We start from the raw sequence: 21,090 nt of genomic DNA, 5'->3' as shown, positions 1-21,090 counted from the left end.
ACCTGCTCCCCTTATCTGTTGCGATTGCCACGCCCCAAGGCCCGGCTCATCTGCGCCGCGATCTGACCCTGAGAGCGGCGGAACCCCTGCACATCGGGCGTGGAGATGTTCATCACCACGTTCACCGCCCGGCCCCCACCCTGTGTCCGCACACCCAGCTTGCCGTCCGCTCCGCGCGCCAGTGGCATGATCGCCTCGGGGCCCGCCTCGCCCATCAACCCGGTGCCGCCGCGCATCGGAAACATCGTCGGGCTGCTGACCACACCACCATTGGCAAAAGGCATCACCCGGCCTTGGGAAAAACTGCCGCCATCGGCAAACGGAAGAATCCCCTGAACCAGACCGCCAACCCCATTGGCCAGCATGCCGCCGAAGTGGTCCGTCACCGGCTTGATTGCCGCCGAATACGCCGTGCGGATCATCGAGTTCTTCAACACATCCAGCGCGCCCGACAGGTTCATCCCATCCAGCACCACGCCATCAAAGGCCTTGCGCAAACCGCCGGACATGCCACGCTCAAGCGTGGCGATATCCTTGCCCGTCTCTTCAAACGCGGCCCTGATCCGCCGCATCTGACCATCAAACGCCGAGGCCATTGCCGCAGCGTCGCCCAACGCATCGCCCAGCGCCTCTCCCCGCTCCTGCAGGTCGTCAAAACCATCACGATCCGTCATCACGCTCTCCTTGTGTCTTGTCCGGATAGGCCGTCAGCAAGGCATCCAGGCCCGCCCGGTTCATCGAAGGCATCCCCGCGCCTTGCCCCAGCATCAGCCGCAGCTCGACCGGGGTCAGACGCCAGAACTGTTCAGGCGTCAGACGCAGGCCGAGAAACCCGGCCCGCATCAGCACGGGCCAGTCGAACCCGCTCACTCGGGCACCATGAAGGCCCGCGCCAGCAACTCGGCTGCCGCCTTAGCGCCCGCCATCGGCCCGCCCGCAATCTCGGCATGCAGCAGATCATCGCGCGTGACCTGCGCTCCGCCGCCCCGCAACCCTGCGACAAGCAGCGCCAGCACATCACCGCTGGAATAAGCCCCGCCTTCAAACCGCTGCACCAGCTCGACCAGAGACCCGGCCTGCAGTTCCTGTTCCAATTCCGCCAAGGCACCCAATGTCAGCTTGAGCACCCGCTGCTTCCCATCGATGGTCAACGCCACCTCGCCCGTCCACGGATTGGCCATCAGAGCGCCGTAAAGCTCATCGCACCGGCGCTTGCCATGCTCATCTCATAGGTCGCCTCACCGTTATGCGAGCCCGCATATTCGATGCTGCTAACCTGAAACGGGCCTTCGACAATGCCGAAATCGGGGATGATCACCTGAAAACCGGGTGTCTCACCGTCAAAAAACAGCTGACGTGCGCGCTCATCCGTGCCTTCATCCTTGAACACGCCCGAGCCCGAGATCGAGGCCGATTTGACCCCCGCCCCTGACAGCAGCTCACGCCACCCGCCCTGACTTTCCAGGCTGGTCACATCCACACTTTCCGCGTTGAAACTGATACGCGTGGCGCGCAGGCCCGCGATGGTTTCGAACAGACCAGTGCCGTTCATATCCACTTTGACCAACAGGTCTTTTCCGTTCTGGGCAGCCATATGCTCTCTCCGTTGATTGCTTAGTCGTCTTCCACGCGGGCGCGGAATCTCAGATCGATCTGGCGGATCGCGCCGCCGGTTCCCGTACGTCTGGCGCTTGCACGCTCGAACCAAAGCCCCACCAAATGGCCACGATCCAAATCCAGAGCCGCCCCTTCCAGCGCATCGCAGACCGCACCGGCCACTGTCTTAGCCGCGCCAAAGCCCGCCGCTTCGGACACCACCGAGACCGTGAACCGGTGCACCGCACCCGAACCAGATCGATCCGACGCCTCGCGCACCTCCTCCGGCCCCAAGGTCACGTAGGTCTGTGGCAACACGCCCGAGGGCACCGCGTCATAGATCGCCCCGCCCGAAAGCGTTCTGACCTGCGCATCCCCTGAAAGCTGTTGAAACACCGCCGCCTGTAAAGCAGCCGAAACGCCATAGCTCATGCGGCCACCTCTTCATCTGCGAAACAGGTCAGGTAGTAGCCGCGTCCGTCGCGCTCAGCCACCGCACGGATCACGAACCGCCGCGCCCCCTCGCGAAACCGCTGATCCGGCGCAGGCCGCATCGAGGACCCCTCGGGCGCGCCCCGCACCACGATGCGGTATCCAACGCGCGATACCGAAGCGCCACCAACTGCGCGCTCGGTCCCGCTGCGCGCCGTAACCTCGGCCCAAAGCGACCCAAGCGCGGCCCATGTTTCGGAATACCCTCCCGCGCCATCCGCGCTGCGGACCGGGGCCTCCAGCACCAGCTTGCGGTTCAAATGCGGCGTGTTCATTGCATCACCCCCGCACCAAACCGCACCATGCGATACCGCTGGATCAGACTGGTCACGCCAAAGGGCATACACCCAGCGCCAAGCGCGGTTTCATCGCGATATTCGTAATAGTGCGCCGCCAACAGCAGCACCGCCTGCCTCAAATCGGCGGGCAGGCCACCCCAATTCGTCGCCATCCCGGCGGTAAAGGCGATCTTCACCGCCCCACCCGTCGTAATCGCGGGCAAGGTCGCACCCGCAGGACGCAGCCGAGGGCGCTGACTGTCGCGCTCCAACCGATAGGCCACCGCCTCCACCGCGGTCTCGGTTCCTGCCGCATCCGTCCGCGTGACCGCATCAACCGACGTGACCGGAGCCACCGGCAATGCTTCGCCCGCCGGATCACGCCAGCCGTTCAGGCTCCACGAGAAATTCCGTTCAATCAGCACCTTGCCCGTGCGCGCCTCAATCGCCGCAATGGCCGCGCGCAGGAACCCGTTCAGCACCTGATCCTGCACATCATCCTCGGCAAACCCCGTGCCCAGCCGCAAATGCGCCTTGAACTGATCCACTGGCAGCGCCGCATCCGCGATGGCGGTTTCTTCGATCAACATCATCCATTCACTCCGCAATCTCGGACCCCTCCGGGGCCGTATCCTTGGAAAATGACGGGCACGCGCCGCCCCACGTTGCTCGGACGGAGGGGAGCAGCTAGACAACGCGGGGGATCGCACCCCGGCCCGCGCCCGCCGCCCGAGGGGCCTTGCAGCCCCCCGGATTCAGCCCGCTTTAGGCGGTGCCGAATTTCACCAGTTTGATCGCAGCAAAGTCGCTCACATCGCCGCCGACACGCTTGGTCGCGTAGAACAGAACATGCGGCTTGGCGCTGAACGGATCGCGCAGCACGCGCAGATCAGGACGCTCGGCAATGGTGTAGCCCGATTGGAAGTCGCCAAAAGCGATCGAGTAGCTGTCGGTCGCTGCATCCGGCATGTCCTCGGCGATCAGCACCGGATAGCCCATCAGACGCGCAGGCTCACCAGCGGCCAGGCCATCCGACCACAGGAAGCGGCCATCGCTGTCCTTCAGCTTGCGGATTAGACCCGCGGTTTTCGAGTTCATCACGAAGGTGCCATTCACCCGGTACTGCGCACCCAGCGCGTAGACCACGTCCACAATCGCATCCGCATCAACGCCGCCACCAATGCCCGACGCGACATAACCCAAGCTGTCCCAGCCCCAGCTGCCGTTCTCCATCGTGCGGTGGGTCAGGATACCCTTGGGCTTGTCCACACCATCGCCATTGATGAACGCAGCCGCCTCAGCGCGTGCAAACTTGTCGGCTATACGACCGGCCAACCAGCCTTCGACATCAAACGCGCTGTCGTCCAACAGACGTTGCGAGGCCTTGGGCAGCGCGCTCAGTTCGTGCAGCGGGATCGAAATCCGATCAATGGATGGGGTCGAGGTCTCAGCCGTGGCCGAGTTCTCATCCGCCCAACCCGCGCCCACATCGGTGTGGTCGATCAGCACGTCGAACGAGTTCGCCTCGACATTCACCACCGACGCGATCGAGCGGATCGAAGCGGTCGAATTCAGCACCGAATTGATCATCTCAGCCGTCTGCGGATCGACCAGATAGCCACCATCGCTGTTGACTGCCGTCGAAAGCGACTTGGCCTCAATCTCCAGCCCATGCAGCCCATCATCCTCACCCGAACGCACATAGGCGTCGAATGCCTTTTGATGCGGGGCACCGTCCTCGATCGAGGCCGCAAGATGCGGGCGCGCCGCGATGGTTGATTTACGATCCAGCATGGTCAGTCGCTCTTCTGTCTGTTGCAGTTTGGTATTAACTTCATCCTTCAGGCCCTTGAATTCATTCACGAAGCCAGCCATCGCCTGCTTCACCTCCTGAACCAGGGGCGCACCCTCTCCGGTCAAGGCCGGGATCTCGGTCTTGCTCATCAGCATGTCCTGTTTTTGGGTGGGTATTGAGGCGCGCTAGGTCCGCGCCAGCTCCTGCCGGGCGTCGTTGAACACCTCGGCAATACTGCGCCAGGTGTTTTCAACGTCAGGCTCAAAACCCTTCGCCGCCACCCGCGCACTGGGCATCATCGGGAAGGTCACCAAAGACACCTCCCATAGCTCCAGTTCGGTCAGGACCCGCTGGCCCTTGTCATTTTTACGGCCCGCTTGGTGCGATAGCCAATCGACAGGCCGTCCATCGCCCCCGCCCGGATCAATTCGGCCGCCTCACGGCCTTTCTGCGTGCTCTCCAACAGACGTCCCTTGACCCAAAGGCCCCGGTCGTCCTCGCGCACCTCGTCCCAGACACCGATGGGCTGCGCCGGATCGTGTTGCCACAGCATCTTGACCCGCTGACCTGCCTTCGCCAGCCCCTCCAGCGAGCCCCTATACGCCCCGCGCTGCACCACATCGCTGCCCTGATCGACCTGCCCAAACAGGCTGGCATACCCTTCGATCACCGCATCGTCGGTCACTGACAAGCTGTCTCCGAACTGTGCGAATTTATGTTCCAATTCCATGAACTTCTCCATGTAACCCACTGACATTATGGCGTTACCACAAGGAATGACTGAAACGCCTGCGCCAAAATCACCGCCGCTACGCCATAGACTGTCAGCCACAACCGCTTCTCCAGCCGCTCCATCATTTCCTCGATCTGATCCAGCCGCCGACAGAGGTGCGCATGCTGGATCTCCGCCACCCGCTCATGCGCGGCCAAGCGCAGGCCCGGCGCGCAATCGAACGGTGGATACCCGTCACCCATCGCCACGCTCCGGCAGCCCCAGCAACGCGCGTTTTTCCGCATCCGTCAGAAAATCAGCCCCATTGACCCGCGCCCATTGCGCATCGCGCTCTGCCGACAGCGCAGGCACCTGATCCAGATCGGGCTTCAGCACCAACTCCTCCCCGATAAAGCCCGCCAGCCACTCCGACACAGCCGCCGCCACCCGCGTCACCAGAGGCAATACGGTCAGGCGATAAAACGCCCGGTTGGCCTCCTGATAGTTCGAATAGGTCGCGTCGCCTTGTATCCCCAGCAACATCGGCGGGACCCCAAAGGCCAGCGCGATCTCGCGGGCGGCGGCTTCCTTGGTCTTTTGAAACTCCATATCGGACGGCGAAAAGCCCATCGGCTTCCAATCCAGTCCCCCTTCCAGAACCATCGGTCGCCCGGCATTGCGCGCCCCGCGATAGTTCTGCTCGATCTCATCGGACAAACGCCGAAACTGATCCTCAGCCATCACCCCATGGCCATCACCCTTCCACACCAGCGCCCCCGAAGGCCGCGCCGCATTGTCGAGCAGCGATTTCGACCACCGAGACGCGCTGTTATGCACATCAATCGCCATCGCCGCCGCCTGCATCGGCGAGAACCCATAGTGATCATCCTGCGGGTGGAACGACTTGATATGACAGATGTTTTCCGCCTCAAACCGGTGCTTTTTACCGCCCACCGCGTAGTCATACGCCTTGGGCCACCCATCCGCCCCCGGCACCACGCTCATCCGGTCCGAACGCAACACATGCAGCTCAACCGGCAGCCCCTCATCGGCCTGAACAGCCTCAACATAAGCATTACCCGACAGCAGCAACTGCCCGAACAAGGCTTCCATCAACTCCGCCCGCCCCTGCGCCGCATTTGGACGGCGCAGGAGGGACAGGGTCGGATGCACGTCATAGCGCTGCGCCTGATCCTGCAGCACCAAAGGCAACGCCGCCGCCGCCTCAGCAATCAGCTTGACCGAGCGGAATCCCACCGGGTTCCCCGAAAACCCCGTCCGCGTCAGCGATACCGCGTCCCGAGGGCTCCACGCCACGCGCCCGCCCGTCTGCCACGCCACCACAGGCCCCGCCGCGCTCGCCTTCGCCTCGGGCGCTGCCTCAGCCGATCCACGACGCAAGAAATCGAATACCATCTGTGCTCCTTTCTGCCACCGCTCTGCTCGGCTTGTTGAAAGGAGTTATGGCGGAAAGAAGTTTAGGGCTTGGGAATGGGGCGTACGGGGGGTGGGCAACGCCATTCCCCTCCCTTTACAACGTTCTAAATATAGCCATGCCTTGAATTGCCTCTTTGGGAGCGAACGTCCTTGACGATGCGCGATAGCACATTTAATCAAAATTGATCTGCCCACCGGGACGACCCGGCCAATAAAACGGCGTTTCGTCAGGACGACCTGACAAAACTGAAGTCGAAGATGACAACCAAACACAAACACGCAAAGAACTTGATTGAGGGTCGACCCGCACTGATCGTGATCGACATTCAAAAGAGCACATTCATTGATGATAGCGAATTGCGCTCGATTGATAATATGCCAGGCTACAAGGAACGCATGATTGCAGCGCGCGATTTGGTTGACGCAGCGCATGAGAACAATGTGCCCGTAATCTTCATTCAGGAAGTCCATCGCCCCGATCAGATCGACTTCGGCAGGGAACTGGATGGCGATGAAGACATACATTGTCTCGAGGGTGATCCAAAGACTGAAGTTGCCAAAGAAGAAATGGGATATCGCTCGGGCGACTACCTGGTTCCCAAACGACGTTATTCTGCGTTCTTTGGAACCGACTTTGAAATTCTCCTACGAGGCTTGAAAGTAGATACTCTGATACTTTGCGGCGGGCTAACAGATGTCTGTGTGCACTACACTTTCGTTGATGCCCACCAATCAGACTATTTCTGCCGCGTTGTCGAGGATTGCGTAGGTGGTTCGTCTATCCAAGCTCATGAGGCTGCACTCAAAGCAATGGAATATCTGCAAACCGGTGCAGTTCAGAGTCGCGAGGCAGCGATAGCGGCAATCTCGTCGCATTAATATGAAATAGCACGTTTCCCCCTATGATGCGCGGTCTTAAACCAGAACAGGCCGCTCGCAACATGGTGGCGAACCAGCAGGTTTGAGCTCAAGGCGATTGACCGTTTCACTTGGATAGGCCAAGTACGCGCCTCACCAACTCCGCACTTGAGGCCGCCGATACGCCCCCGCAGGCCCTACAACCAACTCATGCAGCGCCCAGACAGTGCATCGACCCGATCGGGCGAGCCCTGCCCCTAAATCCGGCCTAGCCAATTGTAATATTTAGCGGCTCGTTGGACATCTAACCTAAATCCTTTGCAATCGCCGCCAAGTTCTTGTGATTTCTTGCCACAACAATTGTCTGCGTTTCACATGCCCCCACGTGTGCTTCAAATTGAAGAGGCCACCCGATGAATGAAAACGAACCTGTGCCGTCTAGATACTACGATACGCACAATAACTGGACCAATGAACCTACCGCTGCCGACAAACACGTCTACGAGGTGTTTGCCTCCAATGTAGTCGTTCTTGTGCAGCTGCTTGATGACTACAAAACAATGATGTCGCCGGATGTCCACGCAAGGCTGTTTTCTTCGCTGCTGACCCTGTCCCGGCTGCTCGGCGAATACGAGGATAATTGGAGTCAAGAGTACCCAATGTCGAGAACCTGATTGCGCCAGTAATCTATCAACCCTCAAAGCGCTCACAAACTCCGCACCCTCGGCCGCCGATACGCCCCTGCAGACCACACCACCGGCTCACGCAGCGCCCAGATCAGCGCGCCGAGGCAGTAGGGTGAGTCCTGCCACTTAAACCCGCGCGCGCTAATCTAACATATCTTAGCTTCTAGCGCGTCCAGCCAGATCATGGGTCAACTGATCACCTCTCTACCCGATTTTTTGAAAGGATTTATCGCGGAAAGCGTTAAAGCCTTGGGAGAGGGGGCTAGAGAGCACCAAAAATGCCCAAAGTTGATCTCTACTGGGCGCTTCGCGAGCAAATCGCAATCGATCGAGAAGAAACCAAACACATTGCGCAAGTTTATCAACACAAAGATTCAAGAACTTTTGCTGATGAGACACTCTGGCCTTACCAAACTAGAACCTTTGCTTCGTTGTTGGATAACATCGGCTTCGCCGCTTTAACCTTCTTGAGATCCGCGATCAGTTCCGGAAAAAGAGCCTTAATTTCCGCTAAGTCCTTGTGACCAAGCTGATCGCCAATAAATAAGCTCTCTGCGACAATCCCATTTGCAAGAACCATTTGATGTTCTTGCAGCAAAATGTGGTGGTAAGTGACTTCGTTGCCGGAAGAATCCACAGTGATTCCGGGCAATCCGATCAACGCCTTGGCCGGAACCAAGACTTCTTGTTCACCAAAAAACAGTTCTGCCTGATGACCTTTTAACAACAACCGATGTTGCTGAGATACCTGCAAAGCCCTCTCGTTTTCCAAAGCACCATTCTCTATGATTACTGGCCTAAGCGATGGATTTCGATGGAACATATATCGCGTGACTACTCGACTTCCTTTCCAAAGAATTGGCATTTTGTTGCCGGAAGCGGTTACAACACTGTTCCCCGGTACCAAAGACTCAACCGGCACATCGCCCTTAGGTGTTTGGATTAGGGTGCCACTTACGAAACAAGGCGGATTACTGGGATCAAGGTCGTTCTCCGTTATTTTCCAGTTACCTGTTCGCATCGGGCCTGTCGGGTTTGCCGTATCGTAAGCATAAACCTGCCCCCCAACCTGAATAAACTCGCCAGATTCACCTGTGCCACGATAGTTCCCCTGGCCAAGATAGGTGTATGGTTGGAATGTTTGACCACCGTCGAAAGAAATGGTCGACCCATCAATAATGGCAGGTACCGTGGTGTCCTGTACGATCAGGTCTCCCTGACCGGTTTCATTCACAGTGTGCGCCAATATATCGAACGGCACCAAATTCTCCTTTCGACGTCGATCGCAGAACGGGCGGCGCCATTATATTCAATAATCTGTATTTCTAAAGATGTAACTCCTGATTCACTTTCAACTTTAAGTCATTGGGCGCGGATTGCCGGAAGCAAGAATACTGATGCGATTACAATGCCCTCACCCTAGGCCGTCGATACACCCCCGCGGGCCCCACAACCAGCTCGTGCAACGCCCAGACCAGCGCGTCGACCCGGTCAGGCGAGCCCTGCCCCTCGAACCCCCGCGCGGTCATCTGGCACATCTGCTCCTCCAGCGCGTCCAGCCCGGCCACATGGCGCACCCGCCCCTGCTCGTACAGCGCCGCCACAGGCTCGGCCCGTGCGACCTTGCCGCGAGACGCCCGCACCGCACGAAATGGCACTAGAGGGTCCACCTGCCGCACGACCTCTTCCACCAGTTGCCCACCCTGATTGACCTCGGCCACCAGCCGTTCGGCCCCAAATTCATCCATCGCGTCAATCGCCGCCTGCGCCCAGCCCGCCGGGCCGACGCCCTGCACTGTCCGGTCGGCCAGCACATAGGCACGCCACTCCTCGGGCGGCCCCTGTAGCTGAGCGCCCACGACCACGATCCCGCAAGCATCCGCATCCGCCCCCGCCGTCACCGCCGGGTCCAGCGCCACCACGATGCGATCCAACGCGGGCACCCGCGCACAGCGCTCTGCCTCCAGCATCGAACCCGTCCACAACGCCCCCTCGGCATCCGACAACAACACACCGTCCAACTCCTGCCGCCCCAGCCGCGTTCCCGCATAGCGCGCGCGCACCTCGGCCAGAAACGAGTCCGCCAGATTGGCCCGGTTCGCCTCGGTCGGCGCATGGGTCTGCACGGTGGACGGCGATTCTAGCAAAGCCTTTAAAACCTTCACATTGCGTGGCGTTGTAGTCACACAGACCCGCGGCCGCTCGCCTAACCGCAAAGCAAATTGCAGCATATCCCAAGTCTCCCCCGCCTTTTTCCATTTGGCCAGCTCGTCCACCCAGGCCGCATCGAACTGAGGGCCCCTCAGCCGCTCAGGATCATGCGCCGAATACGCCTGCGCCTCGGCCCCGTTTGGCCAGACCAGCTTGCGTTCCGACGCCTTCCAGTCAGGCCGCCGATCCGGAGGCGAGCATTGCAATATCCCGCTATCGCCAAAGATCATCACATCGCGCACCTGATCGAATGTCTCACCGACCAAAGCAACACGACACGCCTCCCCCCGATCCAGCGGCAAAGACCCCTCGACCATCGACCGCACCCACTCGGCCCCGGCCCGCGTCTTGCCCGCGCCGCGCCCGCCCATGATCACCCATGACCGCCAGTCACCCGCAGGCGGCAACTGATGCGGTAACGCCCAGAACTCGAACAGGAAAGGGAGGGCACACAGCCCCCCCTCCCCGATCTCACTCAGAAATCTGTCCTGCACCGCAGCAGGCGCGGAGACGAGCCAGCCTGCACCCGATCTCAGATCGTGCCCGATCAAGGTCGAGCGCATAGCCCCCTTGGGCAATTCCGGCTTGTCTGTGATGTTGTTCGACAAAGCTTGTCTCCACTTTCTGGCAACTGCGGATCAGCCCCTCTAGCTGACCCAGTTGCTTGCCTGTTCCGGCAAAGTCTGCATCCTCCCCGGCACCGATCTGTTTTCGCAATTCTTCCGCTGCTTGGCGCAGATCGCGAATGGACCGCTCAAGCGACTGCAACAAATCAGCCGTCTGAGAAATCCGCTCTTCCGGGGTAATCAAAGTCATGTTTGCGTCTTGACCTCATGCGTGAGTTTTTCCGCACGAGAGAAACGAAAAACGGCCACCGGGTCACCCCGGGGCCGTTGCCCACTTCTTCTAGCATGACACAACCTATACGAGAAACCGCGCGTAAAGTCAAGGCTTCATGCAACAGCCGCAACACCCAACATACTATAATTATTACTTTTTCTTAACCTCTAGCCAAGAACTGATCCGCCATTCCAGCTTCATCTCAGGCCGATCACTCTATGACACTTGGTAATATCGGCATCAATTCGTAACCTATACGCATCGCGTATCATCTATGGGGCATCGAAACGATGACAGTCGCATTAGATCAAAAGCGTTTCGCTGCCATTTTGGTCATGGATGTCGTTGGGTATTCGCAACTAATTGAGGCGGATGAACTGGGAACCGTGCGAGCGGTGCGGAGTCTACGAAATCGGATCATCCTCCCTGCATTAGAGGCATCGGGAGGAAGATTGGTCAAGACAATGGGCGACGGGTTCCTAGCTGAATTTGGTACAGCAGATGCAGCAATGATTTCGGCGCTCGAGATTCAAAATGCCTGCGTTGAACAAGCACGCGCGGCGCCGGTAGATCGGCGACTATTCCTGCGCATAGGCGCCCATATCGGCAACGTCATTATCGAAGGTGAAGACATCCTCGGCGATGGTGTCAATATCGCTGCCCGCCTCGAAGGGCTAGCACACCCAAGTGGCATCGCGGCTTCTACCGAATTTGCGCATGCCCTACAGAAAGGTCTTGTTGCTCATCTGGATCAGGATGGGCAACACACCGTTAAGAATATCTCGCGCTCACTGACGGTATGGCGTTGGGCAGCGGATCGTGAATTGCAGCATACCGAGCCCAATCAGTCTTTTTCCCCGCCAACGGTTGCTGTCCTTGCGTTTCTGGATCACGCTCCTGATCCCGACCAGTCATTCTTTGCCGAAGGTCTCGCCGAAGACATCATCTCTGCTCTGCAACATATGGGCCGCCTCCCTGTTATCGCCAGCGCGTCGAGCCTTATTATCGATCCCGCTCTTTCGCCGCAGGATGCGGCGCGCGTTCTAGGCGCCCGATATTTGGTCAAAGGAACGGTTCGGCGCGCTGGCAAGCGCATTCGGGTTACAGTTGAGCTGATCGAGGGTGACACTGGACATTCACTTTGGTCCGAAAAGTATGACCGTGATTTCAAGGATCTTTTCGGAATCCAAGACGATATCACTTTGCGCGTTGTCACCGCGCTCGATGTGGAACTGGTCGAGGGTGAGATTGACCGCCTGCGCCAGCAGAGACCACTCCACTTGGGCGCTTGGGAACTCTATCTGCGTGGCATGGCAAATCTGCGCAACGCGGCGCTGCAGGACCTCAAAGAAGCGCAAAGGGACTTTTGTGCCGCCATCGATATTGAGCCGGACTATGGCGAGGCCTGGGCGGCTCTAGGTTGGGCCTACCTAAAAGAGTATGGCTTTGGCTTGTCAAAGAACCGTGACACCGCCCTCGAAAATGGGTTCGATGCTGCGCGAAAGGCTCTGTCTCTTTCTAAAAAATCACCATTTGCCCATTACGTTATGTCAACAGCCTATGTCTGGCGCGGAGAAAAAGAACTCAGCCTCAATGAGCTTGAGCATGCAATTCGGCTGAATCCCTATTTCACCCGCGCAAGAGTCGCATATCACAACCGAAAGGAATTGGCCGATCCTTCACAGGGATTGGAAGCCGCCGAAGAGATTCGAAAGGCGCTAGCTCTTTCACCGCGTGAACCTGACCGCGCATTTTATTTCTGGTCCATCGCACGCATCAACCTAGTGGCAGGTGAAGCGTTTGATGCACTTGACTGGGCCGATCGCGCTGTCAGCACACGCCCGACCGACGCCAATATGGTGTTTCGTCGTGCGATCTGCCTTGCAGCACTTGACCGGGTGGACGACGCATCAAAAGCTTTGGTCACGTGCGAGCAGCTTTCACCTGGAAGTGTCGCGCGCCTTAGTAAATGGTGTCCGTATGAGGACGAACGGGACGACATCCTTTTTTCTGGCCTGGTGCGCCACGGGTTAATCGATCGCAGTTAAACCAGTGTTTTACTGTCTCATCTCCGTAATGTTTGCTTGACAATCGTTCTTCCAACCCGCATGTGCCCCTCAAACAGCGCTACCGCGTGAGCATGTGGGCGACACCGCCCCCCAACAGCGCCCGATTCACCCATAGTTCCCCATCACGCAGGGTTCTTGACGCGACAACCAGATGCTGCAGGAAACGCCTGCGCGTCCTGAGGTTTCGCACAACCCCTGCCGGTCGCGGATGCGGCCCATCACGACTTGCCCGTGGGCCATTGCCTCGGGCTGTAAAGGATAGTTATTTGTTCGACTTCGACATGCTGGGCCTCGCGCCCGCTCTGAATGATGCGCTCAAACGCGCCAACTTCACTCAACCGACCCCAATCCAGAACCAGGCGATCCCGCTGGCGCTTAACGGTCACGATATTCTTGGCCTTGCTCAAACCGGAACTGGCAAGACTCTGGCCTTTGGCTTGCCCCTGATCGACCATCTGCTGGCCCAGCCCGGCAAACCAGCGCCCAAAACGGCCAAGTCTTTGATCCTCGCGCCCACCCGCGAACTGGTTAACCAGATCGCGGACAGCCTGCGGGGCCTTACCAAAAAGACCAAATTGCGGGTTGCCACCGTGGTCGGCGGCCAATCTATCAACAAACAGATCATGTTCCTTGCGCGCGGCACTGACATCCTTGTCGCCACACCCGGCCGCCTCATCGACCTGATGGACCGCGGTGCTGTTGATCTGGGCTCAGTCAAGCACCTCGTGCTGGACGAGGCGGACCAGATGCTCGACATGGGCTTCATCCATGCGCTGCGCCGCATCGCGCCGGAACTAGGAACGCCACGCCAGACCATGTTGTTCTCGGCAACGATGCCAAAACAAATGGAAGAGCTCAGCCGCGCCTACCTGACCAATCCGCAACGGGTGCAGGTCTCGCCCCCTGGCAAAGCGGCAGACAAGATCACTCAATCGATCCACTTCGTTGAAAAGCCTGCGAAACCCGCCAAACTGCGCGAAATCCTTTCGGCTGACATGGACGCGCTGACGTTGGTCTTTTCCCGCACCAAGCACGGAGCGGAAAAGCTGATGAAAGGCCTGGTTGCCGATGGTTTCAACGCAGCCTCGATCCACGGCAACAAAAGTCAGGGCCAGCGTGATCGCGCGATCAAAGCCTTCCGCGCGGGCGAGATTAACGTCCTCGTCGCAACAGACGTCGCTGCGCGCGGCATCGACATTCCGGGCGTGGCTTACGTGATCAACTACGATCTGCCCGAGGTGCCCGACAACTATGTCCACCGCATCGGCCGCACCGCCCGTGCAGGCCGCGAGGGTGAGGCCATCGCCTTCTGCTCGGCGGAAGAGGTCGACCTGCTACGTCAGATCCAGAAGCTGATGAAGATCGAGATCCCGGTCGCCAGCGGTGAGATGCCCGAAGCAATCGCGCCCAAGAAATCCCCACGCCGTCCGAACAATCGTCGTCGTGGCCCGAAACCTCAGCACTCCGGCGCACCGAAGCCGGGCGGTCAGAAACGCCGCCGTCCACGTCGCGCCAAGGCGGCCTGAACAAGAAACGGCCCGGTCGAGTGACTGGGCCGTTTCATTACTGGGGTTGGAATTTCGTGTTGTACAAGTCGAACAACACGCCGTTTCAAACCTGTACAAGTCGGAAGATCAGATCAGTTCCCTGAATTCCGCTCTGCCTCGATCTCGCGCCACTTTGCGACGTTGCGATTGTGCTCTTGCAGGGTCTCGGCAAAGGCATGACCACCGGTCCCGTCTGCAACGAAGAAGATGAAATCCGTGTTGTCAGGTGCCACCGCAGCCTCAAGGCTCGCAAGGCCCGGATTGGCGATCGGGGTGGGCGGTAACCCCTCGATGACATAGGTGTTCCAAGGCGTCGCGCGGCGCAGTTCGCTTTGCCGCAATCCGCGACCCAAGGTGCCCTGCCCCTTGGTCACGCCATAGATTACGGTCGGGTCAGTCTGCAGCCTCATACCTTGGTTCAGACGATTGACGAAAACGCTGGCCACTTGGCCGCGCTCTTCCGGTTGACCCGTTTCTTTTTCGATGATCGAAGCCAGAACCAGCATCTCTTCAGGGCTGTTCAAAGGCAAACCGTCCTGACGCCCCTCCCACGCCGCATTTATTCTAAGCTGCTGTTTTTCCTGCATTTCAGCAAGAATTGCATTCCGATCTTCACCGGGTCTAACCTCGTAGCTATCAGGGGCCAACATCCCTTCTGCGGGCAATTCGGCCACCTCGCCGGTCAGTAAATCCATTGCTTTCAGCGACTCGACAATTTGCCAACTGGTAACGCCTTCGGCCAGAGAAATGCGATAGCGCGTATCCGCCTCGCCGCGTTTTTCTGCATAGGCTTCAGGCGCTTCCTCTTCACCGACTACGAAGGATGCGACTTCGTCGAAATCCAGCGTCGCCGGGTTCAGTTCGCGTACGCGAGTCTGCATACGGGTCACACCGATGCGGTATTCAATCTCGGTCCCGCAGGTGCTGGCGCCGCTATGGGTAATGTCGTCGACGATTTGCTCCATCGACGACCCCTCGCGCACCAGAAAGCTGCCCGCTTTCAATTGCTGAGATTTGTCTGTGTAATCAGCAGCTAAGCGGAAAATCATCCCGCTGCTGATCGCACCTTGATCCTCCAGATCACGGCTGACCCGTGTCATGTTGGACCCCGGCTTCACCTGCAGACAGATCGCAGTTTCTAGGGGACCTTCGGACTTGTATTGCGACTGCCCCCACAGGATGACGCCACCCATCAGGAACAGGCCAACGATCAGAATAGTCAACGCGTTCGAAGCGAGCGCTCGCCACATTTAGCTGACCTTTCCGAAGATCACACTTGCGTTGGTGCCGCCAAATCCGAACGAGTTTGACAAGGCCACATTGATCTCACGCTCGCGCTTGGCATTCGGCGCCAGATCGATCGGAGTTTCAACCGCCGGGTTGTCCAGATTGATAGTCGGCGGAGCGACCTGATCGCGGATCGCAAGGATCGAGAAGATTGCCTCAATCGCGCCAGCAGCGCCCAGCAGATGACCGGTGGCCGATTTGGTCGAGGTCATGGTCGCGTTGCTGGCGTGATCCCCCAGCAGGCGTTCTACAGCACCCAGCTCAATCGTATCCGCCATGGTCGAGGTGCCATGTGCGTTGATGTAGTCCAGATCCTTCGGCTCAAGCCCCGCGCTGCGCAGCGCTGCTTTCATCGAGCGTTCGGCCCCGTCGCCATCCTCAGACGGAGCAGTGATGTGATAGGCGTCGCCGGACATACCGTAACCCAGCACCTCCGCGTAAATTTTCGCACCACGAGCTTTAGCGTGTTCGTAATCCTCAAGAACCACGATACCCGCGCCCTCACCCATGACGAAACCGTCGCGGTCAATATCATAGGGGCGGCTCGCCTTCTTCGGGTCACCGGCATATTTGGTCGACAAGGCTTTGCAGGCGTTGAAGCCTGCGATACCGATTTCGCAGATGCAGCCCTCGCCGCCGCCCGCGATCATCACATCTGCATCTCCGGCGCGGATGATGCGGCTGGCGTCGCCGATCGCATGGGCACCGGTCGAGCACGCGGTAACGACCGAGTGGTTCGGCCCCTTAAATCCATGCCGGATCGATACCTGACCCGAGGCCAGATTGATCAGAGCGCCCGGAATAAAGAACGGTGACACTCGACGCGGACCTTTGTCGCGGATCAGATTTGCTGTGTTGGCAATCGACCCAAGCCCGCCAATACCCGATCCGATCAGAACGCCCGTGCGCAGGCGGTCTTCTTCGTCCTCGGGCAGCCAATTGGCATCCTTGCAGGCCATCTCGGCAGCCGCGATCGAATAGAGAATGAAATCCTCAATCTTGCGCTGCTCTTTCGGTGGCATCCAATCATCGGGATTGAACGTTCCGTCGGTGCCATCTCCGCGCGGCACTTCGCAGGCATAGGTCGTGGTGACCCCGCTTGCCTCAGCGTCGAAATGTGTGATCGGGCCTGCACCGGACTCGCCGTCCAGCAGCCGCGACCATGTTTCCTCAACCCCACTGGCCAAAGGAGTGACCAATCCAAGACCGGTTACGACGACTCTGCGCATGAAGTGCCTCTTGCCTGCTTCCTGTTATGAGAACCGCTCATACCCCGGCCCGGGGTGCGGGGGCAAGAGCAACGGCAGAATCTGGCTCGGTATCCCCAAACCGGAAATCGTTCAAAACTCTGCCATGTAATCTAAAATGCGTGAAAAAGTGAAAACCCGACCGACATCAAGCATATAACGGCCGGGTTTTTTGTTGCGCTATGTCTACTGGAATTCAGCGACCGGCTCGTGCGCCGATTTTGCAACTTCCAACGCTTCGGACAAATCAACTGTTTTGCGGAACAGTGCGCGACCAACGATTGCGCCTGAAATATTCGATATATAGGCAAGGCGCGAAATATCATCTGCAGTACGGACGACGCCGCTTGCAATGATCGGTGTGCGTGATTTCTCGGCGAGACCCGAGATCAGCCCCAGCTGCGCCTCGACATCTTCCATGTCGCTATCGATGTCAGTGACCAAAATGGCCGCAAATGGTGTATCTGCAAATGCTTCAATGAACGCTTCCGGTGTAAAGGCGCTCTGGCTTCGCCAACCTTCGGTCATCACCTGGCCTTGCCAGACATCAACTGCCAATACGATCTGATCAGGATACAGCTTAGCCAGTTCTTTAACCAATTGAGGGTCCCAGGCCGCCAACGTCCCGATTACGATTCGCCCAGCGCCTTTGTTGATCCAATATTCAACCTGCTCGCGCGTCCGCATGCCACCGGCCAACTGCACGGACATCTCGGACGAACGAATGATCTCTTCAACCAGCTCTGCATTGGTGTCACGTCCTTCGATGGCATCGAAGTCCGTCAGTTGCATCCATGCTGCGCCTGCAGCCGACCAGCTTCGCGCGGTCTCTACCGGATTCACATGCCAGATCATCGCGTCATCCAGACGCCCCTTGTCCAGCGTCACACAGCGACCGTTCTGTAGTTCCATCGTGGGATAAATTCTCATGAGCCTTTTCCTCCGCTCACTCAAATGGCAATACCACGATACCATATCTCCGCCGCCCCTCCCATCTTTTCCCGGGATCGGCAAAGTAAATGCCGTTTGCGGCATTGCTCAAGTATAAGCGTTTCAGACCCGCGCCGGGGGTCCATCACGGCGAAACAAATGAACCGCCGTGTCGAGGTACTCTGCCTCACGCAGCAACTTGTAGCCCAACTTCTCAGCCAGTCGCTGAGACGCTGCATGGTCGGCATCAATCAGCGCGACAAGCGGGCCGGGTATGACGCGGTCGAACCAATCATGCGCGGCTTGGGCGGCTTCGCGCCCGTACCCCTGCCCTTGCAATTCTGGGTCCAGAACCCACCCTGCTTCAGGGAAGCCATCAAAATCTTCTCCGAGCTCGCGGTTGCCGAAAAAGAACCCGGCCTGCCCGATCAAAGTGCGATTCGATTGCAGCATCACACCCCATTGACCGAAACCGGTCATCTGCCAGTGGCCAGCGTTGCGCAAGAAGGAATCCCAGGCCTCGCCACGCGTCTTCGGGGTGCCACCGATATGTCGCACAACTTTCGGATCACGCCAGATCTCGGCGAAACGGTTGAAATCCTCGGGGCGCATCGCACACAAGGTCAGACGCGCCGTATTGATCATCGGGATGGATCTTATCATGCCCTTACCCGCTTATTTTTTGCCTCAAGCGCCAGATTGCGAATTCTCAACAGATCAAGGCAAGTGCGAATTACGTCAGGCACAAAAAAACGGCGCTTCCGTTGCCCGGAAGCGCCGCTTTTGTCTTAGAACGATAAGCTTAGGAAGCTTCGCTGATGAATTTGACCGCGTCGCCAAAGGTCTGGATGGTCTCGGCAGCGTCGTCCGGAATCTCGATGCCGAACTCTTCTTCGAACGCCATTACCAGCTCAACGGTGTCCAGGCTGTCTGCGCCCAGATCGTCGATGAACGAGGCGTTTTCAGCAACCTTGTCCTCTTCAACACCCAGGTGCTCAACAACGATCTTCTTTACGCGATCTGCGACGTCGCTCATGTCTATTCCTCATTTCATTTCAGGGCTGTCCGCCCGGTTCTGCCCTTGCCCGTTCGGGATGGACTGGTTTTGCCCTTTCCGGGCGGTTTGGGTCCCGGGTCCCCGGGAAATCAGAGAACCGGCCCTTGGACCGGTTCCTGCGCATATGCGCCGCCTATAACACAGACTACGCACAAGGCAAACGCTTTCGCATCAGCCCCGAATTGCGACTACAACATGGCCATACCGCCATTCACATGCAAGGTGCTTCCGGTAACATAACCTGCTTCGGGGCTTGCAAGATACAGCACAGCGGCTGCGATTTCCTGTGGATCACCCATACGACCTGCCGGAACCTTGAGCAGCAGACCCTTCTTTTGCTCATCGGTCAGCTTCTCGGTCATTGCGGTGGTGATGAAGCCCGGCGCAACCGCGTTCACGGTGATGCCACGGGTCGCAACTTCATGCGCCAGCGCCTTGGAAAAGCCGATCATACCGGCCTTGGAGGCGGCATAGTTCGCCTGACCCGGGTTCCCGATCGCAGCCACTACCGACGAAACGTTCACGATCCGGCCCCAGCGCGCCTTCATCATGCCCCGGATCACGCCTTTGCACAGCTTCATAGTGGCGGTCATGTTCACGTCGATCACGCTCTGCCACTCTTCATCTGACATGCGCATGAACAAGTTGTCGCGCGTGATGCCTGCGTTGTTGACCAGAATATCGACCGAGCCCATCGCCTCGACTGCCTGTTTCGGCAGTGCCTCGACGGCCTCGGGATCGCTCAGGTTGCAAGGCAGGACATGCGCACGGTCGCCCAGACTGTCAGCCAAGGCTTGCAGAGGCTCTACTCGCGTTCCGGAAAGACCAACAGTGGCACCAGCGTCGTACAGAGCGCGAGCGATATCGCCTCCAATTCCACCCGAAGCACCAGTGACTAGCGCATTCTTACCTGTCAAATCAAACATCTATGTTCCCTCTCTGGCCGCCGAAACCGGCGACTGTCTTTTGTTTATGCGCCGGGGTTAACGGCTTTTTGTACGTCTTCAGGCGATCCAACCGCCGTGCAGGACAGCGCACGATCAATCTTGCGGATCATGCCAGACAAAGCTTTACCCGCGCCGATCTCCCACACCTCGGTCACACCTTGTGCGACCATGTACTGCACGCTCTCGCGCCACCGAACCGAACCTGTTACCTGTTCCACCAGCAGCTGTCGGATCACATCCGGATCGGTCACAGCATCGGCCCGAACATTCGCGACCAACGGCACGGCAGGTGCCTTGATTTCCACGGCAGCCAGAGCGTCTGCCATTACATCTGCAGCAGGTTGCATCAGCGCACAGTGAAATGGAGCACTTACAGGCAACATAATCGCGCGTTTGGCACCTTTTTCCTTGGCAATCTCGGCAGCGCGTTCAACAGCGGCCTTTGCGCCCGAGACGACGACCTGTGTCGGATCGTTGTCATTGGCAGCCTGACAAACTTCTCCCTGCGCGGCCTCTTCGGCCACCAGACGCACTGCTTCTAGGTCCAGACCCAGGACTGCGGCCATTGCGCCTTCACCTACCGGTACAGCGCTTTGCATCGCCCGTCCGCGCGTCCGCAACAGCCGTGCGGTGTCAGCAACTGACAGAGCACGGGCAGCGGCCAAAGCCGAGTATTCACCCAGCGAGTGTCCGGCCACATAGGATGCCATCGAGATTGACGCTCCTTCAGCCTCCAGTGCACGCATCGCCGCCATCGATGTCGCCATCAGCGCAGGCTGAGCATTTTGCGTCAGCGTCAATTCAGCAATATCGCCTTCCCAGATCAGATCGCTAAGCTTTTCGCCCAAGGCCTCATCGACCTCATCGAAAATGGCGCGCGCGGCGGGATAGGCCTCCGCCAGTGCTTTGCCCATTCCGATGGTCTGGGCACCCTGCCCCGGGAAAACGAATGCGCGTGTCATTGCAACCTCATGGATGACGTTAGATTGCGGCGGGGTGTAAACTGACTGACGACGCTGCACAAGCGTTGCATGCGTTCTGCATCAGGACACCTTGACTGTGCATTTCTCCGCCTTGTGTCCGCACAGCATCCCTTTAACT

General features: G+C 58.6%; 24 protein-coding genes and 1 pseudogene. 4 read left to right on the top strand and 21 right to left on the bottom strand.

Annotated elements, in window-relative coordinates:
• Positions 1-11 precede the first annotated feature (11 nt).
• The 11 genes and pseudogenes from G7G_RS0114265 to G7G_RS0114215 all read right to left on the bottom strand — a co-directional run bounded on the left by G7G_RS0114265 (position 12) and on the right by G7G_RS0114215 (position 6,289).
• Positions 12-674: a phage tail tape measure protein gene (locus G7G_RS0114265; RefSeq protein ID WP_010442110.1), complete on the bottom strand. Its 663-nt coding sequence runs from the start codon at positions 672-674 to the stop codon at positions 12-14.
• Positions 661-870: a rcc01693 family protein gene (locus tag G7G_RS0114260; RefSeq protein ID WP_010442109.1), complete on the bottom strand. Its 210-nt coding sequence runs from the start codon at positions 868-870 to the stop codon at positions 661-663. Before G7G_RS0114260 ends, G7G_RS0114265 begins: the two co-directional genes overlap by 14 nt.
• The gene (locus tag G7G_RS0114255) at positions 867-1,181 is read right to left on the bottom strand and encodes a gene transfer agent family protein (RefSeq protein ID WP_010442108.1); all 315 of its coding nucleotides are present in this window, start codon (positions 1,179-1,181) and stop codon (positions 867-869) included. The genes G7G_RS0114260 and G7G_RS0114255 overlap by 4 nt, the downstream gene beginning before the upstream one ends.
• Positions 1,181-1,594: a phage major tail protein, TP901-1 family gene (locus G7G_RS0114250; RefSeq protein WP_010442107.1), complete on the bottom strand. Its 414-nt coding sequence runs from the start codon at positions 1,592-1,594 to the stop codon at positions 1,181-1,183. The genes G7G_RS0114255 and G7G_RS0114250 overlap by 1 nt, the downstream gene beginning before the upstream one ends.
• A 20-nt stretch (positions 1,595-1,614) precedes the next feature.
• Positions 1,615-2,028, bottom strand: coding sequence for a DUF3168 domain-containing protein (locus G7G_RS0114245; protein ID WP_010442106.1), 414 nt, complete (start codon positions 2,026-2,028; stop codon positions 1,615-1,617).
• Positions 2,025-2,363 carry a head-tail adaptor protein gene (locus tag G7G_RS0114240; protein WP_010442105.1) on the bottom strand — a complete coding sequence of 113 codons (339 nt, stop codon included), beginning with the start codon at positions 2,361-2,363 and terminating at the stop codon, positions 2,025-2,027. Before G7G_RS0114240 ends, G7G_RS0114245 begins: the two co-directional genes overlap by 4 nt.
• Complete coding sequence (locus tag G7G_RS0114235; protein ID WP_010442104.1) at positions 2,360-2,959, bottom strand: head-tail connector protein; 600 nt, start codon at positions 2,957-2,959, stop codon at positions 2,360-2,362. Before G7G_RS0114235 ends, G7G_RS0114240 begins: the two co-directional genes overlap by 4 nt.
• Before the next feature lie 172 nt (positions 2,960-3,131).
• Entirely contained in the window at positions 3,132-4,310 is a 1,179-nt protein-coding gene (locus G7G_RS0114230; RefSeq protein WP_029622018.1) for a phage major capsid protein, read from the bottom strand.
• Positions 4,311-4,346: 36 nt separating this feature from the next.
• Positions 4,347-4,891: pseudogene (locus tag G7G_RS23055) on the bottom strand (HK97 family phage prohead protease).
• 26 nt (positions 4,892-4,917) lie between these two features.
• Positions 4,918-5,136, bottom strand: a complete 219-nt coding sequence (locus tag G7G_RS0114220; RefSeq protein ID WP_010442100.1) for a GTA head formation protein, RCAP_rcc01685 family — start codon at positions 5,134-5,136, stop codon at positions 4,918-4,920.
• Positions 5,129-6,289: a phage portal protein gene (locus G7G_RS0114215; RefSeq protein WP_010442099.1), complete on the bottom strand. Its 1,161-nt coding sequence runs from the start codon at positions 6,287-6,289 to the stop codon at positions 5,129-5,131. Before G7G_RS0114215 ends, G7G_RS0114220 begins: the two co-directional genes overlap by 8 nt.
• Before the next feature lie 279 nt (positions 6,290-6,568).
• Between G7G_RS0114215 and G7G_RS0114210 the strand changes: the two genes are divergently transcribed.
• Positions 6,569-7,189, top strand: coding sequence for a cysteine hydrolase family protein (locus G7G_RS0114210; protein WP_010442098.1), 621 nt, complete (start codon positions 6,569-6,571; stop codon positions 7,187-7,189).
• A gap of 392 nt (positions 7,190-7,581) precedes the next feature.
• Positions 7,582-7,842 (top strand): hypothetical protein, encoded by a 261-nt coding sequence (locus G7G_RS0114205; RefSeq protein ID WP_010442097.1) that lies wholly within the window; start codon positions 7,582-7,584, stop codon positions 7,840-7,842.
• 418 nt (positions 7,843-8,260) lie between these two features.
• Here G7G_RS0114205 and G7G_RS23050 read toward each other — a convergent pair whose 3' ends face one another.
• The 3 genes from G7G_RS23050 to G7G_RS0114190 all read right to left on the bottom strand — a co-directional run bounded on the left by G7G_RS23050 (position 8,261) and on the right by G7G_RS0114190 (position 10,881).
• On the bottom strand, positions 8,261-9,115 hold the full coding sequence (locus tag G7G_RS23050; RefSeq protein ID WP_010442096.1) for a Hint domain-containing protein: 855 nt from the start codon (positions 9,113-9,115) through the stop codon (positions 8,261-8,263).
• 142 nt (positions 9,116-9,257) lie between these two features.
• A complete protein-coding gene (locus G7G_RS0114195; RefSeq protein WP_083829013.1) occupies positions 9,258-10,628 on the bottom strand; it encodes a DNA-packaging protein in 1,371 nt (456 codons plus the stop codon).
• Complete coding sequence (locus tag G7G_RS0114190) at positions 10,537-10,881, bottom strand: hypothetical protein (protein WP_010442094.1); 345 nt, start codon at positions 10,879-10,881, stop codon at positions 10,537-10,539. Before G7G_RS0114190 ends, G7G_RS0114195 begins: the two co-directional genes overlap by 92 nt.
• A gap of 314 nt (positions 10,882-11,195) precedes the next feature.
• Between G7G_RS0114190 and G7G_RS0114180 the strand changes: the two genes are divergently transcribed.
• Positions 11,196-12,953 carry an adenylate/guanylate cyclase domain-containing protein gene (locus tag G7G_RS0114180; protein WP_010442093.1) on the top strand — a complete coding sequence of 586 codons (1,758 nt, stop codon included), beginning with the start codon at positions 11,196-11,198 and terminating at the stop codon, positions 12,951-12,953.
• A gap of 287 nt (positions 12,954-13,240) precedes the next feature.
• Entirely contained in the window at positions 13,241-14,500 is a 1,260-nt protein-coding gene (locus tag G7G_RS0114175) for a DEAD/DEAH box helicase (protein ID WP_010442092.1), read from the top strand.
• A 113-nt stretch (positions 14,501-14,613) separates the two neighbouring features.
• On the opposite strand, the gene mltG is transcribed toward G7G_RS0114175, so the two are convergent.
• The 7 genes from mltG to fabD all read right to left on the bottom strand — a co-directional run bounded on the left by mltG (position 14,614) and on the right by fabD (position 20,951).
• The gene (gene mltG, locus G7G_RS0114170) at positions 14,614-15,771 is read right to left on the bottom strand and encodes an endolytic transglycosylase MltG (RefSeq protein WP_010442091.1); all 1,158 of its coding nucleotides are present in this window, start codon (positions 15,769-15,771) and stop codon (positions 14,614-14,616) included.
• A complete protein-coding gene (gene fabF, locus G7G_RS0114165; protein WP_010442090.1) occupies positions 15,772-17,037 on the bottom strand; it encodes a beta-ketoacyl-ACP synthase II in 1,266 nt (421 codons plus the stop codon). It lies immediately after the preceding gene.
• A gap of 204 nt (positions 17,038-17,241) precedes the next feature.
• Positions 17,242-17,985 carry a 1-(5-phosphoribosyl)-5-[(5-phosphoribosylamino)methylideneamino]imidazole-4-carboxamide isomerase gene (locus G7G_RS0114160; protein WP_010442089.1) on the bottom strand — a complete coding sequence of 248 codons (744 nt, stop codon included), beginning with the start codon at positions 17,983-17,985 and terminating at the stop codon, positions 17,242-17,244.
• Between the two features lie 123 nt (positions 17,986-18,108).
• On the bottom strand, positions 18,109-18,648 hold the full coding sequence (locus tag G7G_RS0114155; protein WP_010442088.1) for a GNAT family N-acetyltransferase: 540 nt from the start codon (positions 18,646-18,648) through the stop codon (positions 18,109-18,111).
• A gap of 139 nt (positions 18,649-18,787) precedes the next feature.
• Entirely contained in the window at positions 18,788-19,021 is a 234-nt protein-coding gene (locus G7G_RS0114150; protein WP_008756330.1) for an acyl carrier protein, read from the bottom strand.
• Positions 19,022-19,230: 209 nt separating this feature from the next.
• Positions 19,231-19,968, bottom strand: a complete 738-nt coding sequence (gene fabG / locus G7G_RS0114145; RefSeq protein ID WP_010442087.1) for a 3-oxoacyl-[acyl-carrier-protein] reductase — start codon at positions 19,966-19,968, stop codon at positions 19,231-19,233.
• A 44-nt stretch (positions 19,969-20,012) separates the two neighbouring features.
• Positions 20,013-20,951: an ACP S-malonyltransferase gene (gene fabD, locus G7G_RS0114140; RefSeq protein ID WP_010442086.1), complete on the bottom strand. Its 939-nt coding sequence runs from the start codon at positions 20,949-20,951 to the stop codon at positions 20,013-20,015.
• Positions 20,952-21,090: the final 139 nt, after the last annotated feature.

The sequence above is a fragment of the Ruegeria conchae genome, from assembly GCF_000192475.1.
Taxonomy (GTDB): Bacteria; Pseudomonadota; Alphaproteobacteria; order Rhodobacterales; family Rhodobacteraceae; genus Ruegeria; species Ruegeria conchae.
The sequence above is the reverse complement of the archived record's forward strand: the minus strand, read 5'-3'. Positions and strand labels throughout refer to the sequence as shown.

Excerpts from the sequence above, each read along its gene's own strand:
- G7G_RS0114250 (WP_010442107.1), bottom strand. The coding sequence starts at position 1,594 with ATGGCTGCCCAGAACGGAAAAGACCTGTTGGTCAAAGTGGATATGAAC.
- G7G_RS0114235 (WP_010442104.1), bottom strand. The coding sequence starts at position 2,959 with ATGATGTTGATCGAAGAAACCGCCATCGCGGATGCGGCGCTGCCAGTG.
- G7G_RS0114180 (WP_010442093.1), top strand. The coding sequence starts at position 11,196 with ATGACAGTCGCATTAGATCAAAAGCGTTTCGCTGCCATTTTGGTCATG.
- mltG (WP_010442091.1), bottom strand. The coding sequence starts at position 15,771 with ATGTGGCGAGCGCTCGCTTCGAACGCGTTGACTATTCTGATCGTTGGC.
- G7G_RS0114215 (WP_010442099.1), bottom strand. The coding sequence starts at position 6,289 with ATGGTATTCGATTTCTTGCGTCGTGGATCGGCTGAGGCAGCGCCCGAG.
- G7G_RS0114245 (WP_010442106.1), bottom strand. The coding sequence starts at position 2,028 with ATGAGCTATGGCGTTTCGGCTGCTTTACAGGCGGCGGTGTTTCAACAG.
- G7G_RS0114150 (WP_008756330.1), bottom strand. The coding sequence starts at position 19,021 with ATGAGCGACGTCGCAGATCGCGTAAAGAAGATCGTTGTTGAGCACCTG.
- G7G_RS0114210 (WP_010442098.1), top strand. The coding sequence starts at position 6,569 with ATGACAACCAAACACAAACACGCAAAGAACTTGATTGAGGGTCGACCC.
- G7G_RS0114190 (WP_010442094.1), bottom strand. The coding sequence starts at position 10,881 with ATGACTTTGATTACCCCGGAAGAGCGGATTTCTCAGACGGCTGATTTG.
- G7G_RS0114195 (WP_083829013.1), bottom strand. The coding sequence starts at position 10,628 with ATGCGCTCGACCTTGATCGGGCACGATCTGAGATCGGGTGCAGGCTGG.
- G7G_RS0114205 (WP_010442097.1), top strand. The coding sequence starts at position 7,582 with ATGAATGAAAACGAACCTGTGCCGTCTAGATACTACGATACGCACAAT.
- G7G_RS0114160 (WP_010442089.1), bottom strand. The coding sequence starts at position 17,985 with ATGAGAATTTATCCCACGATGGAACTACAGAACGGTCGCTGTGTGACG.
- G7G_RS0114265 (WP_010442110.1), bottom strand. The coding sequence starts at position 674 with ATGACGGATCGTGATGGTTTTGACGACCTGCAGGAGCGGGGAGAGGCG.
- G7G_RS0114240 (WP_010442105.1), bottom strand. The coding sequence starts at position 2,363 with ATGAACACGCCGCATTTGAACCGCAAGCTGGTGCTGGAGGCCCCGGTC.
- fabG (WP_010442087.1), bottom strand. The coding sequence starts at position 19,968 with ATGTTTGATTTGACAGGTAAGAATGCGCTAGTCACTGGTGCTTCGGGT.
- G7G_RS0114255 (WP_010442108.1), bottom strand. The coding sequence starts at position 1,181 with ATGGCCAATCCGTGGACGGGCGAGGTGGCGTTGACCATCGATGGGAAG.
- G7G_RS0114230 (WP_029622018.1), bottom strand. The coding sequence starts at position 4,310 with ATGAGCAAGACCGAGATCCCGGCCTTGACCGGAGAGGGTGCGCCCCTG.
- fabF (WP_010442090.1), bottom strand. The coding sequence starts at position 17,037 with ATGCGCAGAGTCGTCGTAACCGGTCTTGGATTGGTCACTCCTTTGGCC.
- G7G_RS0114155 (WP_010442088.1), bottom strand. The coding sequence starts at position 18,648 with ATGATAAGATCCATCCCGATGATCAATACGGCGCGTCTGACCTTGTGT.
- G7G_RS0114220 (WP_010442100.1), bottom strand. The coding sequence starts at position 5,136 with ATGGGTGACGGGTATCCACCGTTCGATTGCGCGCCGGGCCTGCGCTTG.
- fabD (WP_010442086.1), bottom strand. The coding sequence starts at position 20,951 with ATGACACGCGCATTCGTTTTCCCGGGGCAGGGTGCCCAGACCATCGGA.